Source organism: Paenibacillus sp. RRE4 (genome assembly GCF_031844205.1).
In the GTDB taxonomy this organism is placed as follows: domain Bacteria; phylum Bacillota; class Bacilli; order Paenibacillales; family Paenibacillaceae; genus Paenibacillus; species Paenibacillus xylanexedens_B.
Genome location: NZ_JAUZUT010000001.1, coordinates 1,334,822 through 1,350,922 on the forward strand (window position 1 = coordinate 1,334,822; position 16,101 = coordinate 1,350,922).

The following is a 16,101-nucleotide window of genomic DNA, read 5'->3' on the forward strand; positions in this document are numbered from 1 at the left end:
TACCGCTACGTTGTGCGTTCTAAAATGTGCACGCCGCGGGCTTCAATACTAATCTCCCCAGTGTATTCCTTGTCTGTTAACAACTCACGGACGGTTGAATCACCGAGATCATATGACTGCGGGGAAGCATTGTGGTTCATGACAATAAGATAAGTTAACCCTTCTTTCGTACGTGCACTTACTTCTACACCTTGCGGGGTTTCGAGCAAAGGCTTAATATTTTTTTCGGCTGCAAGCTCTGCGAGTAAACCTTCGAGGAAAATGTTTTCCGGATCAGAGGCGACATACCAGGCTTGCCCTTGACCAAACGTATTACGTGTAAGTGCAGGCATGCCTTGATAGAAGTCTTCACCGTACTCGGCAATCACTTCTGCACCTTCACTGTGCAGAAGGTCGCACAACATACCGCATTCGTATACGCCTTCAAGTGCGCCCCATGTTTCCTTCAGAACGATGCTATTCTTCTGTTCGGGTAGGAGAGCATCAATCTCTTCGACCCAGATGCCAAGCAGGTTTCGAAGCTCACCCGGGTAACCGCCAGTGGTCACGAGATCATACTCGTTAACAATTCCGCTAAAGAAGGTGGTCAGGAAGGTCCCACCGGCCGCAACGAACTGCTCCAGTTTTGCAGCAAAGCCTGGTTTGACCATATAAAGTACGGGCGCAAGAAGCAGATCGTATGAGCTGATATCGCTGTCTACACTTACAATGTCCACTTGAATGTTGCGGTGGAAAAATGCCGCGTAGTATTTGTGAATTTGCTCGACGTATTTCAGAGCCACACTAGGCCCGCTTGATTTTTCAATCGCCCACCAGTTATCCCAATCGAATACAATCGCTACCTTGGACTGAACTCTGGCATCAAGTGTGGCGTCACCGAGGATCTGCAGTTCCTTGCCGAGCTGTGCGACCTCCCTGAACACTCTTGTATTTTCGTGTCCCGCATGTTCAATGACGGCACCATGGTATTTCTCGCATGCACCGATGGAACGGCGAAGCTGGAAGAACATCACGGTATCCGCGCCGTGTGCGACAGACTGATAACTCCATAGACGCATGACACCAGGGCGTTTCAGTGAGTTATAAGGTTGCCAGTTCTGCTGACTGGGTGTCTGCTCCATTAGCATAAATGGCTGACCGTCTTTGAGACCACGCATGAGATCATGAGCCATGGCGGTATAGCTGATTGGTGTCGCAAGACCGGGATAGCTGTCCCAGGACACGATATCCATATATTTAGCCCATTTGAAATAGTCGATCTGTTTGAAAAATCCCATTAAATTCGTTGTGACGACGGAATCGGGAATATGCTTTTTAACGGCATGGTACTCCAGAAGATAACATTCCAGCATACTGTCCGAGTTAAAACGGGAGTAGTCCAGTGAAATGCCTTGGAAAGAAGAACTGTTGTGACCCCAGTGTTCGCTCAGATTGCTTGGAAGCACAATCTCGTCCCAGTCATAAAACGTATGACCCCAGAAGCTGGTGTTCCATGCTTTGTTGACCTGTTCAATGGTTTTATAACGTTTCTTGAGATATACACGGAATGCTTTCTCACAGTTATCACAATAACAATCGCCGCCATATTCATTGGAAATATGCCAGACCAGGACTGCGGGATGATCTTTGTATCGCTCGGCGAGTTTGTCTGCGATGATTTCGGAATACTTGCGGTAGGTCGGACTGTTCGGGCAGGAGTTATGCCGGCCTCCAAATTTCCGTTTGCGTCCGTCCGCATCTACGCGCAGGACATCGGGGTAATTTTTGGCCATCCATGCTGGGTGCGCGGCGGTACTTGTGGCAAGGCAGATATAAACTCCGTTTTCATGCAAACGATCAATCAATTGATCCAGATATTCAAAATGATACGTCACCTCGTCAGGCTGAATCAGTGCCCAGGAAAAAACGTTAATCGTGGCCATATCAATGCCTGCCAGTTTAAACATACGGAGGTCTTCCAGGTGGGTCTCATGATCCCATTGTTCAGGATTGTAATCGCCTCCATAAAACATTTTGGGTAATTTGCTGCTGATCAATGTGCTCACCTCTTGTATAAGAATAATCCTATACTATATGATACATATGACTTTTAAAATATAATAAAAATGATGATACATATAAGAATATGGAACTGTGTTTCTATGAAACTAGAGGAGGTTATCATGCTCATTTCACCGGGGCATCAGCGTTTTTTTATGACACCGCGAGATCAGCCGCTTCCACTATATATCGAGAGTATAGGATATAACGGAAATCAGGAAAAAGTCTCCAGACCTGCAGGTTATCCGTATTACCACTGGCTGCAAACGGTCAAGGGAGCAGGAGAGTTCAAGCTGTCAGCAGCATCAGCGATTCTGGGCGGAACCTCGGGGATTCTACTCCCTCCAAACCTGCCTCATGAATATGCTCGTGTTCAAAACGAGTGGGAGACCATCTATATTACATTTGGTGGTTCGCAGTGTGCCGCCATCGTAGATTCACTCGGGTTGGGTGAGGCCGATATTCGCCAGTGGGAGACAGATAGTCCACTAAACCATTATGGTCAGCATGTGCTGAGTTCGATCGGGAGTGATCAGGATTTATCCGGATTGGAAGCCTCGGCGGACATGTATCGTTTTTTGATTTTGCTGAAAAAACACGGAATGACCGGCAATCGCTCCTCCATCTCCCAAGCTGTAGCAAGACTTGCTCCGCTGCTTGCCTTTATGGAGCAACATTATGGTGACCCGGACATCGGGCTAGAGCAAATGGCATGCATTATCGGAATCTCATCCAGACATATGAATACGCTGTTTAAACAATCCTTCGGCATAACGGCATACAGTTACTTCATTTTGCTTCGCATACGTAAAGCCAAAGAAATGCTGACGGGCAGTATGGAACTTACGATCAAGGAGACTGCGGCACGGGCCGGGTTTCGGGATGCCAGTCATTTTGTTGCCACATTTCGCCGGATTGAAGGGGTTACACCTGAACAGTTTCGCAACTTGTACTAATCGAGGCCAGGTTGAACAAAAAGATATGCAGAAGGGTATTGATGCTTCTTTCTGTTGCCGTTATGATGGTATCGAATCTTAGAATCGAAAACGATTAAACGAATCTATCCCATATGCACGAGAGAGAGGATGAGTCCGATCATGAGTTCAATTATTCCTTTGTGGGAGCAGGCCGCCCCATACGCGGCTGCAGGTCATGAAGACGAAATGCCACATCTGATTCCTTTTGTTCAACCAGGTTCCGAGAGCGCTGTCATAGTATGTCCAGGGGGCGGTTATGGCCATCTCGCAGACCATGAGGGTGCGCCCGTTGCTGAGCTGCTCAATCGCGCTGGCATTAGTGCTTTTGTACTCAAATATCGAGTAGCACCGCACAGTCATCCGGCGCCTCTGGCGGATGGGCAGCGTGCAATCCGTTATGTACGTGCTCACGCGGAACACTACGGGATCAACCCGTCCAAAATCGCAGTACTTGGCTTTTCGGCAGGTGGCCATCTCGCAGCAACATTGGGTACGCAGTACGATGATGGACAACCGGGCAACGAGGATCGAATCGAGCGGGAAAGTTCCCGTCCAGACCGTGTCATTCTCTGTTATCCGGTCATCACAATGGAGTCTTACGGACATGAGGGCTCGCGTATCAACTTGTTAGGCGAGGATGCAGCCGAAGAACAGATTCAAGCGTTCAGTGCAGAGCGACAGGTTCGAGCAGATGCTCCCGAAGCATTTATCTGGCACACGAGTGATGACCAGGCTGTACCTGTGGAGAACAGTTTGCGATATGCCTTGGCTTTGGGTGCACACGGAATTCCATATGATCTTCACATCTTTGAAAAAGGTCCACATGGTTTAGGGCTGGCCGAGCATGATGCTACGGTTCGAGTATGGACTGATCTGTGTCTTACTTGGCTTAAGAATCAAGGTTGGTGACGTCGGCAACGGCAGAAACTTTATTTAGCCAGTGAACTGACGGATCAACCGGATCAATATCCAGCAAAGGAGAACAGCGCCATGAAATTGGAAAAGAATGACAAACTTCTTTTTATCGGGGATTCCATTACCGATTGCGGACGAGCACATCCTGTAGGTGAAGGTAGTTCAGGATTGGGACATGGATATGTGGCACAGGTATATGCCCTTTTGCGGTCCATTTATCCCGAACTGATGCTGAGATTGCAGAATGTGGGTAATAGTGGGAACACCATTCGTGATTTGAAGCAACGCTGGCAGCAGGATGTGCTTGATCTGAAACCGGACTGGTTGACCATCATGATCGGTATTAACGATGTGTGGCGTCAGTTTGACCATCCGCTGGCAGAATCACAGGTGTTTCTGGAGGAGTACGAGGCAACATTGCGTGAACTGGTAGCATCTGTGCGCCCGAATCTGAAAGGGCTTGTGCTTATGACCCCGTATTATCTGGAAGCGAACCCGGAAGATCCGATGCGGGCGACGATGGACATTTACGGAGATGCGGTTCGCAGAGTAGCATCGGAATATGACGCGCTGTTTGTAGATACGCAGGCAGCATTTGCGCCACTGTGGAATCATTTTTATACATCGGTTCTCACACATGATCGAGTACACCCGGATGCTACGGGTCACATGGTACTTAGCAAAGCTTTTCTAGATACGATTGGATTTGAATGGACGAGAAATACGAAATCCTAAGAAGGAGCGATCATATGAGTCATGTAACTGTAGTTGTGGATGCACCAGCACAATTGGGAGAAGGACCAAGCTGGGATGCGGAAAATAATCGTTTGTTATGGGTAGATATTGAAGGGTTTAAAGTACATGCATACGATCCCGAGACAGGTAAGGATCAGGTGTATGATGTGGGTGAACACGTCGGCGCAGTGGTACCGTATCGTGGGGATGAAGTGATCGTTGCACTCCGAAGCGGCTTCTATACATATCATCTGCTTACGGGTGAGAAGCAAGCAATCGCGGACCCCGAGCAAGACAAATTGACCAATCGGTTCAATGATGGCAAATGTGATGCATACGGACGTTTTTGGGCCGGTACAATGAGCCTGAACAACGAACAAAAGGCCGGATCGCTATATTGTCTGGAGGAAGGGAAGCCTGTTCGCAATATGGTGCAGCAGGTATCCACCTCCAACGGTCTGGGGTGGAGCCCGGATCGTGAGTTCATGTATTACATCGATACGCCGACGCGTTCCGTGGATCGTTTTGATTTTGATCTGGTTACGGGTACGATCTCTAATCGGACCAGTATCATTTCTGTTCCGGAAGACATGGGATTCCCGGATGGCATGACTGTGGATGCTGAAGGTATGCTGTGGGTTGCCCACTGGGGTGGAGGAAGAGTCACACGCTGGAACCCGGAGACAGGGGAACTGCTACAGCAGATCGAAGTGCCTGCGGATCAGGTGACTTCCTGTTGTTTTGGCGGCCCGGATCTCGAAGAGTTATATATTACTACCGCACGTATCGGAATTAAGGAAGAGCGTTTGCAGGAAACGCCGCAAGCAGGTGCATTATTTGTCGTTAAACCGGGTGTTAAAGGGCAGGAAACCCATGTTTATGGACGGAAAGCTTAAGCAAAGTGAGCAGGGAAAATCATAGTGGGTTTAAAGGTGCTGTGTGAACAGCATCTTTTTTTTATTTTACCAAAGGATTACAAATTTTTTTTGAAAAGTGGATATTTGCACAGAGGGGAAAAACGTTTTCTATCGAATGTTATTATTGAAAGAATTATCCATTTTTTGGCGGCGTTCGAAAAAAAGTTTGTAAGCGCTTAATCACAAAGTGAAGGGAGGTGGTTCTCCTCTAAAGGAGAAGGTATGGATTCGTCTGATACGCCATCATCACCAGGATGAGACAGCGGGGAAAGACCGAATTACCAAAATGTACAGACGCGAAAAGGAGGAGTAGTTGAGATGAAAACGTGGATGAGCAAGTTCCGAATCCTGAGCTTAAGTGTGGCCATTGTTACAGCTTCACTGGGTGGTCTGGGGATGACAGGAACTTCAGAGGCAGCGCCAAGTGAGGCCTACGAATGGAAAAACGTTGTTACTGGCGGAGGCGGAGGTTTTATACCTGGTATCATCTTTAACGAATCTGAAAAGGACTTGATCTATGCGCGCACCGATATAGGAGGAGCTTATCGCTGGAATCCGGTGGATAGCAGCTGGACTCCCCTAACTGACTTTGTAGGTTGGGACGACTGGAACAATAACGGGGTAGATGCACTCGCCTCCGATCCCGTTGATCCAGACCGAGTATATATGGCGGTAGGGACGTATACGAACTCATGGGTCAAGGACAACGGATATATCTTCCGTTCCACTGATCGCGGAGATACGTGGGAAAAAACCGAGCTACCCTTCAAGGTAGGGGGGAACATGCCCGGACGTTCCATGGGGGAGCGTCTGGTTGTTGACCCGAATGATAATAGCATTTTGTATTTCGGAGCCCGAAGTGGCAACGGATTATGGAAAAGTACGGATTATGGGGTAACCTGGAGTGAAGTAACCAGTTTCCCGAATCCGGGTAACTATGTTGAAAACCCAGCCAACGAGTATACAAGTGACATTATAGGCTTGGCCTGGATCACCTTTGATGAAACGAGCGGCTCAGCGGGACAGGCTTCACAAACCATTTATGTCGGGGTAGCTGATAAAAGTGAAAGCATATATCGCAGTACCGACGGGGGCTTGACCTGGAATGCTGTTTCCGGACAGCCTACAGGTTATCTGCCTCATCATGGGAAAATGGACGTAGATGGAAGTTTGTATATTACCTACAGCAATGGTGCCGGACCCTATGATGGAACGAAAGGGGATGTCTGGAAGCTGAACACAGCGACAGGGGTGTGGAAGAACATCAGTCCTGTTCCGAGCAGCAGCTCGGATAACTACTACGGCTATGGCGGCTTGGCGATCGATGCCCAGGAGCCTGGTACATTAATGGTCGCAACACTGAATTCCTGGTGGCCAGATGCAATCCTGTTCCGAAGTAAAGATGGCGGGGACACCTGGACACGGATATGGGATTTTGAAGGGTATCCAGACCGCAAATTCAGATATACGCAGGATATTTCCGCGGCGCCTTGGTTAACTTTCGGTGTGAATCCTGCACCGCCGGAAATCTCGCCTAAGCTGGGCTGGATGATTGCTGCTTTGGAAATTGATCCGTTTGATTCCGACCGGTTGATGTACGGAACGGGGGCAACGATCTATGGAACCAACAATTTGACCGATTGGGACCAGGATAAAAAGATTAACATTTCCGTTATGGCCAAAGGCATTGAAGAAACCAACGTCCTGGGTTTGATTAGCCCGCCAAGCGGAGCGAATCTGCTCAGTGCACTCGGTGATGTTGCCGGGTTCCGTCATGATGATCTGAACCAAGCTCCAGCGACGATGTTTACAAACCCGAATTATCCTTCAACGGAGAGTATTGATTTTGCAGAATTAAGCCCGAACACGATGGTCCGGGTTGGGAAAGCGGATTACACGGTTGATCCCAACGCGAAGTCTATCGGCTTATCCAGCGACGGAGGAAAAACGTGGTACAAAGCAAGCGCAGAGCCGTCAGGCACCGCCGGAGGCGGAACCGTCTCCATCTCGGCTACAGGCAACCGTCTGGTCTGGAGCACTTCGGATCGCGGGGTATTCCACTCTGTTGGCGGTAATTCATGGACCGCAAGCACAGGTATACCAGCAGGGGCCAAAGTCATTTCCGACCGCGTCAACCCGAACAAGTTCTATGGCTTCGCTGCAGGGAAAATTTATGTCAGTGTTAATGGTGGAGCATCGTTTACGGCATCTCCGGCTACTGGGCTTCCTGCCTCAGGCAATTCAGACCTCGACGCTGTACCAGGGGTAGAAGGAGAGCTGTGGTTTGCTGGAGGAAATGAAGAAGAAGGGCCCTACGGCTTGTGGCACTCAACAGATTCTGGAGCAACCTTTACGAAGCTTGCCAATGTAGAAGAAGCGGACAGCATCGGTTTTGGTAAAGCGGCTCCTGGTCAAAGTGTTGTCGCTTTGTATGCCGTAGCACAGATTGATGGGACTCGCGGATTTTTCCGTTCCGATGATGGTGGCACGAACTGGGTGCGGATTAACGATGATCAGCATCAGTACGCCCGTGTAACTACCATTACAGGTGACCCACGTATTTATGGCAGAGTATATCTTGGTACCAATGGACGCGGAATACTGTACGCGGACCCGGTTAATGGCAATGGCGGCACACCTACAGTACCTAATTCAACCATCACCCCGGTGATGGCTCAATTTGATCTGAAGGTCGATCAGCAGGCCAATATTCCTGTAACGTTAACACTTAATGGCAATACACTAACCTCGATTCGGAACGGAAATACGATACTTGTAGCCGGAACCGACTACACAATAGCAGGTAATCAGGTTGTGCTGTCGAAAAACTATTTAGCCACATTACCGAAAGGTGCAGCAGTGTTAACTTTTCAGTTCAGTGCAGGCAACCCTGCGGTGTTGAACCTGACCATCAAGGATACCACCGTGGTCATCCCAGGTGGAACGATTCGCATCGAGATGTACAATGGAACAACGGCAGCTACGGGCAATTCGATCACTCCTAAATTCAGATTGACCAATACCGGCACGACTCCACTCCATCTGTCCGATGTAAAGATTCGATATTACTATACGATTGACGGTAGTCAGCCTCAAAATTTCTTCTGTGATTGGGCTGCTGTGGGAAGTGCCAATGTTACCGGTACGTTCAGTTCTGTTACTCCGGCACTCCCAGGAGCGGACCATGTGTTAGAGGTTGGATTCAAAGCAACTGCGGGAACGTTGAACGCAGGACAGAGCACGGAAATCCAGACTCGCTTTTCCAAAGACAATTGGACCAATTACACTCAAACGGATGATTACTCCTTTGAAGGAACGCATACCTCTTACGCGGATTGGTCTAAAGTAACCGGATATGTTGCCGGACAACTTGAATGGGGAATGGAGCCGTAACATTCGGTTCATGATTGAATTGAGAAAATAATAATGAACGAGAGGTCTCAAGATGCCTGAGTAGGTCGCGGCGTTTTGGGACTTCTTGTTTTGTCGAATTATAGTGTAAACTATAGGTAGTAACTATTGCTTAAACATAGGATTTAAGATATAACAATATGTACGATTATTATATTGTTCATGTAACCGCTAACAAGGGGAGAGTTTGATAACCAACATATAGAGGGCTAAACCGTATAGATATAGAGTGATAGAAGAGACAGGGGGGTCGCGATCATGAACCGGTTATGCAAGGTGCTGATTGTTGACGATGAATTTCTGGTTAGACAGGGTATTAAGCACCACATGAACTGGGAAGCAGAAGGATTTAATATTGTAGGGGAGGCATCCAATGGCGAAGAAGGTCTGCAACAGGTGGAGGTGTTAAAACCGGATATCGTTATTACCGACATCGTGATGCCTGTCATGGACGGTGAAACTTTTGTTCGTACACTCAAAGCGGGTTATCCCCATATTGAGGTCATTGTGCTGAGCAGTTTCAGTGAATTCGAATATGTTCGATCTACATTGCAGCATGGAGCGGCAGATTATATATTGAAGCCCAAGCTGGATACGAATGAACTTCTGGAAGTGTTAAGACGCACGGCTGGCAAAATACCGGAGCTTCAATACGAGCCATCCCATGACGGCTGGCGGCTTGGTCAATTAATGGAGAAAATGTTGTCCGGATTCACGCTGGACGAAGACAACGAAATGCCTGTTATTCGGGAAAACTTCCCGTTAGGCGCTTTTCGCTTGCTCGCATTTCAGATTGCTGAAGGCAGTTTGAAAAATCAGGATCAGATTGAAGCTCAGGTTCGAAAACGCTTGCCTGAGATTGAATGTGCTATTTTACCAGCGGAAAGCCGATTGTCGGTTATGCTGCTAAACATGAAACCTGAGCAAGATGAAGCTATCGTTAAACAGATCAGGGAATGGGCTGAGGAAGCTGGAGCAGGGCAGCATGTTTCGGTGTGGGTGCTTAGTGAGAGATTTCTTTCTTTTGAAAAGATGGGAAACATCTACCGTGAGCGTCTGCTTAAATTAATGGAGTTTTGTTTCTATTATACGAATCGTGCGATTCTGATTGATGGTGAGCTTCCGCCGATGCATCCCGCAGGGTATCAATTCAACGTCAATATGTTTTTGCAGCATGTAAAACGCAATCGGGTGGAAACGGCCAAAGAATATTTGCATGAACATGCCGCGACACTCGGGAGAGACTATATTGCTGATGTATTTGAGATCAAATCATTTCTGGGTAACTTGATCTTCAATGTCACGATTACCCTGGCAGATATGGATGTACAGTCAGCTGGGCTTGAAGAGAGTAAATATACGTATTTTAAAAACGTGGATGGAGCCTCGACGCTTACCGAAGTGATGCTGGTGCTGGATCAATTCATGACGGAGGTTCAGGAATGTGTCTCCGGTTCAGGAGGCAAACGAAGTGATCCGAATATGACTATGTTGCTGGATTACATGCATGCGCACTATGACCAGCCCTTAGGCCTGTCCGAAGTGGCCAAACATTTTCATTTTAACCCGTCGTATCTATCCAGTTATTTCTCGTCACATAAAAAAGAAGGATTTAATGAATATCTGAACAAGATTCGCATCGAGAAAGCGGAGGAATTGCTACGATCCGATGATGTCACGATATCGGAAATTAGCAGTATGGTTGGGTATTCCGATCACAGTTACTTCTGTAAAGTGTTCAAAAAATTCACAGGACTATCTCCAAGTCGCTATCGGCGTAAATTTTGGGCTTAAATAGAAATGGATGAGATTACTTCATGAAAAAGTGGAAAAATGGCTTGTCGCGTCTCGGATTATTCCCCAAGCTGATTCTGGTTATGGTTGTCAGTATAGTCCTGGTGTCAGTGCTTATATTGTGGACAACGATTCATATGTCAACCAACCTGTTTACTGAAACGTTCAGTATCACGAATTCGAAGGTGCTGAGCCAGATCAAAACGAATTTCGATGCGTTTAACGACTCCATTGCCGCGGTGACGAACAATGTGGCCCAAAGTGGGGCTATTCGGGGGTTTCTATCGGATGGGGATGGGGATTCGGTTACCATGTCCAAATCGTACTACAGTATGCGTGAAACGATGAAGCGGGTTCAGTCCATCATTGAGTTTTATGAAGTAGGTATTACGATTGCAGGAGTAAATGGACGAAGTTTTTCGACCAATCCCTCATACATCCAGAAAACAGCGGAAGAATTAAAACAGGATCAGATCACAAAGGCAGCGACCGAATCGCCGAGTCGTCTGATCTTCGATGACTATCAGGCCCAGACCAAAGAGGGCACATTGCAAATGATCTCTGCAACCAAAGCGCTGACGGATCGAACGCGAAGCAAAATCTACGGTACGGTTTATATCACGATGAGAGAAGAGTCATTCCGTCAGTTCTACGCCAGTTTTACAAGCAGGGGCAATGACGTCGTCATCATGAATGAAAAAGGGGAGATCGTATCCTCTAACCGTGAAGACTGGATGGGCACGACTCAATCTGAACTGTTATCTTATGCCAAAACGATAAATGAAACGGCACCTAAAAACATCAACGCACGAGTCATGGGGCAGGATAGCATCATAGTCTCAGAATATTTGCCGTTTTATCGTTTGTATATGGTAAACATCGTTGACAAAGAATCTGCAATGGGGCAGCTCATTGATATGAAAACGGTCGCGTTGATCTGTGCTGCGATTGTGTTGGCGGCTCTGTTGCTCGTATTCCTGATTACGAGTCAGATGACGAAGTCGTTGCGCAGACTGGTCAAACAGATGTCTAACATTACGAAGAGTGATTTGGACAACTACATCCCGATCAGCGGCAGTTACGAGAGCAGGCAGTTAGGTCATGCGTACAATTACATGCTGGATGAATTACATGATTACGTGGATCAGCTTGTACAGACACAGCGTGAGCAACGCAATGCCGAGCTTGCGGCGCTTCAGAGCCAGATTAATCCTCATTTTCTGTATAACACCCTGGCTTCTGTCAAAGTTCTGGTACAGCAAGGTAACAAAGATCGGGCAGCCGAGACGATTAATGCACTGATTGGTTTGTTGCAAAATACGATCAGCGATGTCAGGGAAACGGTGACGGTGGAGCAAGAGGTCGAGAACCTAAAAAATTATGTCTTTATCAACCATGTGCGTTATGGCGGAAGGATCAAAGCGGCCTTTTATGTAGCTCCGGATTGCACGCATTATCACGTCCCTAAGCTGGTGATTCAGCCATTTATCGAAAATGCCTTCTTCCATGGGTTTATTAAAAAAGAAACGGGCACAATTCATGTGATGGTTTCCCGTGCGGGAGAAACATTAGTGTGTGAGATCATGGATAATGGAGATGGTATTGCAGGACTTAATGTAGAAGGTACACTACCCAATCCGAAAAATAATCGTCAACTGTTCAGCGGTATAGGTATTCGAAACGTTCATGATCGGATTGAGCTTTTGTATGGTTCACCGTATGGTGTGACGATCATGAGCAATGTTGGCGAGGGGACAAGAGTCACTGTAACGCTGCCGTTGATTACGAGTTGAACAAGATAATAAAAAGCTTCAAAATACAACAACCCTTCATTTCTGATCCCCGGAGATGAGGGGTTTTTCATATGCAAAATCATGAACGACTTGCATAGTTGTAAAATTTTCAGCTCAAAATAGTACAAAATCAAAAGATAATACAAAAAACTAAATTATGTGCAACCGTTTTCTGTAAAGGTTTTCATTAAGGCAATAAGAAGACAAATCTGCACAAAATTTTTACTAACGAATGGAGAAATGGGAATGATAAGATGAATACATCGAAAGCAACCGCTTTCAGAAAACGTAAACAAATTTACAAACAAAGAGGTCGAAGGGGAGTTGAATGTTTTGAAAAAAATGTGGGTATTGATGCTCGTAACGGTATTGCTGTTGTCCGCATGTTCATCCGGCGGTGGAGGTAAAGAAGCTGCAAGCGGTGGCGGCAGCGAAAAAGCAAACGAAATTACGATCTGGGCTTGGGATAAAGCATTTAACGTTGCTGCTCTGGAGCAAGCTAAAGCCATTTATCAAAAAGAGAACCCTGATCTGAAAATCAACATCATTGAGAATGCTCAAGACGCGATCATTCAGAAGCTGAACACTGGATTGAACTCCGGAACAAGCAGCGGTCTGCCAAACGTAGTTCTGATTGAAGACTATCGTGCACAAAGCTTCCTGAGCGCTTATCCAGATGCGTTCAAAGATTTGTCTTCAACAATTAAAGCATCCGATTTTGCAGAGTATAAAATTGGACCAACTTCTTATGAAGGTAAACAATACGGTATTCCGTTTGACTCCGGCGTAGCTGGTTTGTACTACAGAACAGACTTGCTTGAAGAAGCAGGTTACAAAGCTGCTGATCTGCAAGATATCACGTGGGATGATTACATCAAAATCGGTGAAGCTGTAAAAGCAAAAACGGGTAAAGAACTTCTGTCTCTTGACCCGAACGATCTGGGTATCATCCGTATGATGATCCAAACTGCAGGTAAATGGTACACAGCTGAAGATGGTAAAACACCTGATCTGAACAACAACCCTGCATTGAAAGAAGCGTTCGAAACATACAAAAAAATGATGGATGCTAACATTGTTAAATTGCACTCCGACTGGAGCCAATTCGTTGCCAACGCCAATAACGGTGCCGTAGCAACAATTCCTACAGGTAACTGGTTCTCACCATCCGTTCGTCAAGAAGCTTCCCAATCCGGTAAATGGGCTGTAGCTCCAATGCCGAAAATGGCTGGTCAAGCAAACTCTGTACACGCATCCAACTTGGGTGGTAGCTCCTGGTACATCATGAACGATGTTCCTGGTGCAGATCAAGCGGCTGACTTCATGGCTAAGACATTCGGTTCTAACAAAGAATTGTATCAAGACCTCTTGACTAAAATCGGTGCAATCGGTACGTACACACCGGCTGTTGACGGCGAAGCTTACAACAAACCAGATGAATTCTTCAGCGGTCAAAAAATCTTTGCTGATTTCGCTAACTGGACGAAAGAAATTCCAAAAGTAAACTATGGTAGCAACACTTATGCAATCGAAGACATCCTGGTTGTTGAAATGCAAGCATACCTGAACGGTAAATCAATTGATGACGTTCTGAATGATGCACAAAAACAAGCTGAGGCACAATTAAACTAATATCCCAGGGTAACTTATAGAACCTAGGAAACAACGGAGCCATCTCCCTTGTCTGGCGCAAGTCGAGCTGGACAAGGAGAGAGGCTCTGTAGGTTCTACCCATGTTGCATGGAGAGAGAGGAGCCATACTGTGAAAGCCATAAATACAGGAGACAGTCTCCAAAAGAAAAATAATTTGACTGGATGGGCTTTTGTTTTGCTGGCGGTTGTCGGAATTGTAGCCTTCTACTTCTATCCGATGATTCAAGCGCTGCTCTTATCATTCAAGTCAGGCAAAGGTGCCAACCTTGAGTTTTCGGGCCTTGCGAACTACAAAAGATTGCTCGTGGATACCACGTTCCGTACGGCATTATCGAACACGTTTATTTACTTAATCATTCAAGTACCTCTAATGATCATTCTCGGATTGTTCATTTCCGTATTGCTGAATGACAGCACACTGCGTTTCCGCAGCTTTTTCCGTACTGCAATTTTCTTGCCTTGCGTAACTTCACTTGTTGCTTACTCGGTTGTATTCAAGTATTTGTTTGCACCGGATGGTATGGTGAACCAAGCTTTGCTGGGTTTACACATTATCGGCACACCAATTCAATGGATTACCGACCCGTTCTGGGCTAAAATTACGATCATAATCGCCGTTACTTGGCGTTGGACCGGATATAACATGATTTTCTATCTGTCATCCTTGCAAAACATTGATCAATCGATCTATGAAGCAGCGAAGATTGACGGAGCGAATGCGTTCACTCAATTTTTCAAAATTACTGTACCATTGCTTAAACCGATCATTCTCTTCACGTCCATTACATCAACGATTGGTACACTTCAAATCTTTGATGAAATTATGAATATTACCAAAGGTGGTCCAGGTAACGCGACCATGTCGATTTCTCAATATATCTACAACCTTTCGTTCAAATATTCACCGGACTTTGGATATGCGGCAACCGTTTCGTATTCCATCGTAATCCTGATCATTATTTTGTCCATTATCCAGTTTAAAGTGGCAGGTGATAATAAAAATGGCTAAATCAAGAGCAAAACGCATTTTCACATATGTTTTCCTGTCCATCGTCGCTTTTATTTCCATTTTCCCATTTTTCTGGATGATCATCAGCGCTACAAATAAATCGGTAGACGTAACTAGAGGCACTTTGCTACCGGGCTCCGCTTTGATTGAAAACATCAACAAATTGCTCGACACCACGAATCTGATTCAGGCACTGGGCAACTCAGCGATTATCTCCATCGTGTCTACCATTCTTGCTCTCTTGATTGGTTCCATGGCGGGTTACGGGTTTGAAGTATATCGTACAAAATCACGTGATGTCGTGTTTAACATCCTGCTCATGTCGATGATGATCCCGTTTGCAGCGATTATGATTCCGCTCTATCGGATGTTTGCAACTATTTCGAGTGCGGCACCGGCAATCGGTATTAACACGATGGCTTCGGTTATTATTCCGACCATTACAACAGCGTTCCTGATCTTCTTCTTCCGTCAGAACACCAAAATGTTCCCGAAAGATTTGCTGGAAGCTGGACGTATTGACGGTCTGAGTGAGCTGGGGATTTTCTTGAAAATCTATATGCCTACGATGAAAACAACATACGCAGCAGCAGCGATCATTACATTCATGAGCAGCTGGAACAACTATTTGTGGCCGCTCATCGTATTGCAAACGCCAGATCAGCAAACCATTCCACTCCTGATCTCTAACCTGGGCGCAGGTTATGCTCCAGATTACGGCGTGATCATGACCGCAGTCGTTATTGCAACACTTCCAACTGCACTGGTGTTCTTCATCATGCAAAAACACTTCGTTGCAGGTATGGTTGGTTCCGTAAAATAAGCATAAGTGCATATCACGTCCAACTGGACGAATG

Annotated in this window: 11 protein-coding genes; 10 read left to right on the plus strand and 1 reads right to left on the minus strand. The window is 46.4% G+C overall.

What is annotated here, in order from left to right:
• Positions 1–5: 5 nt before the first annotated feature.
• Complete coding sequence (locus Q9R46_RS06120) at positions 6–2,036, minus strand: beta-galactosidase (protein ID WP_311279324.1); 2,031 nt, start codon at positions 2,034–2,036, stop codon at positions 6–8.
• A 126-nt stretch (positions 2,037–2,162) separates the two neighbouring features.
• Here Q9R46_RS06120 and Q9R46_RS06125 point away from each other — a divergent pair, with 126 nt between their 5' ends.
• The 10 genes from Q9R46_RS06125 (at position 2,163) to Q9R46_RS06170 (ending at position 16,067) form a co-directional block, all read left to right on the plus strand.
• The gene (locus tag Q9R46_RS06125) at positions 2,163–2,996 is read left to right on the plus strand and encodes an AraC family transcriptional regulator (RefSeq protein ID WP_311279325.1); all 834 of its coding nucleotides are present in this window, start codon (positions 2,163–2,165) and stop codon (positions 2,994–2,996) included.
• Between the two features lie 141 nt (positions 2,997–3,137).
• Positions 3,138–3,926: an alpha/beta hydrolase gene (locus Q9R46_RS06130; RefSeq protein ID WP_311279326.1), complete on the plus strand. Its 789-nt coding sequence runs from the start codon at positions 3,138–3,140 to the stop codon at positions 3,924–3,926.
• An 81-nt stretch (positions 3,927–4,007) separates the two neighbouring features.
• Positions 4,008–4,667 (plus strand): SGNH/GDSL hydrolase family protein, encoded by a 660-nt coding sequence (locus Q9R46_RS06135; protein WP_311279327.1) that lies wholly within the window; start codon positions 4,008–4,010, stop codon positions 4,665–4,667.
• 14 nt (positions 4,668–4,681) lie between these two features.
• Entirely contained in the window at positions 4,682–5,563 is an 882-nt protein-coding gene (locus Q9R46_RS06140) for an SMP-30/gluconolactonase/LRE family protein (protein ID WP_311279328.1), read from the plus strand.
• 339 nt (positions 5,564–5,902) lie between these two features.
• The gene (locus tag Q9R46_RS06145) at positions 5,903–8,977 is read left to right on the plus strand and encodes a X2-like carbohydrate binding domain-containing protein (protein ID WP_311279329.1); all 3,075 of its coding nucleotides are present in this window, start codon (positions 5,903–5,905) and stop codon (positions 8,975–8,977) included.
• Positions 8,978–9,253: 276 nt separating this feature from the next.
• On the plus strand, positions 9,254–10,789 hold the full coding sequence (locus Q9R46_RS06150; RefSeq protein WP_311279330.1) for a response regulator transcription factor: 1,536 nt from the start codon (positions 9,254–9,256) through the stop codon (positions 10,787–10,789).
• A gap of 23 nt (positions 10,790–10,812) precedes the next feature.
• Positions 10,813–12,582: a cache domain-containing sensor histidine kinase gene (locus tag Q9R46_RS06155; RefSeq protein WP_311279331.1), complete on the plus strand. Its 1,770-nt coding sequence runs from the start codon at positions 10,813–10,815 to the stop codon at positions 12,580–12,582.
• A 333-nt stretch (positions 12,583–12,915) separates the two neighbouring features.
• Entirely contained in the window at positions 12,916–14,214 is a 1,299-nt protein-coding gene (locus Q9R46_RS06160) for an ABC transporter substrate-binding protein (protein WP_186331572.1), read from the plus strand.
• 130 nt (positions 14,215–14,344) lie between these two features.
• A complete protein-coding gene (locus Q9R46_RS06165; RefSeq protein ID WP_090923919.1) occupies positions 14,345–15,244 on the plus strand; it encodes a carbohydrate ABC transporter permease in 900 nt (299 codons plus the stop codon).
• Complete coding sequence (locus Q9R46_RS06170) at positions 15,237–16,067, plus strand: carbohydrate ABC transporter permease (RefSeq protein ID WP_145412658.1); 831 nt, start codon at positions 15,237–15,239, stop codon at positions 16,065–16,067. The genes Q9R46_RS06165 and Q9R46_RS06170 overlap by 8 nt, the downstream gene beginning before the upstream one ends.
• The last annotated feature ends 34 nt before the right edge of the window (positions 16,068–16,101 follow it).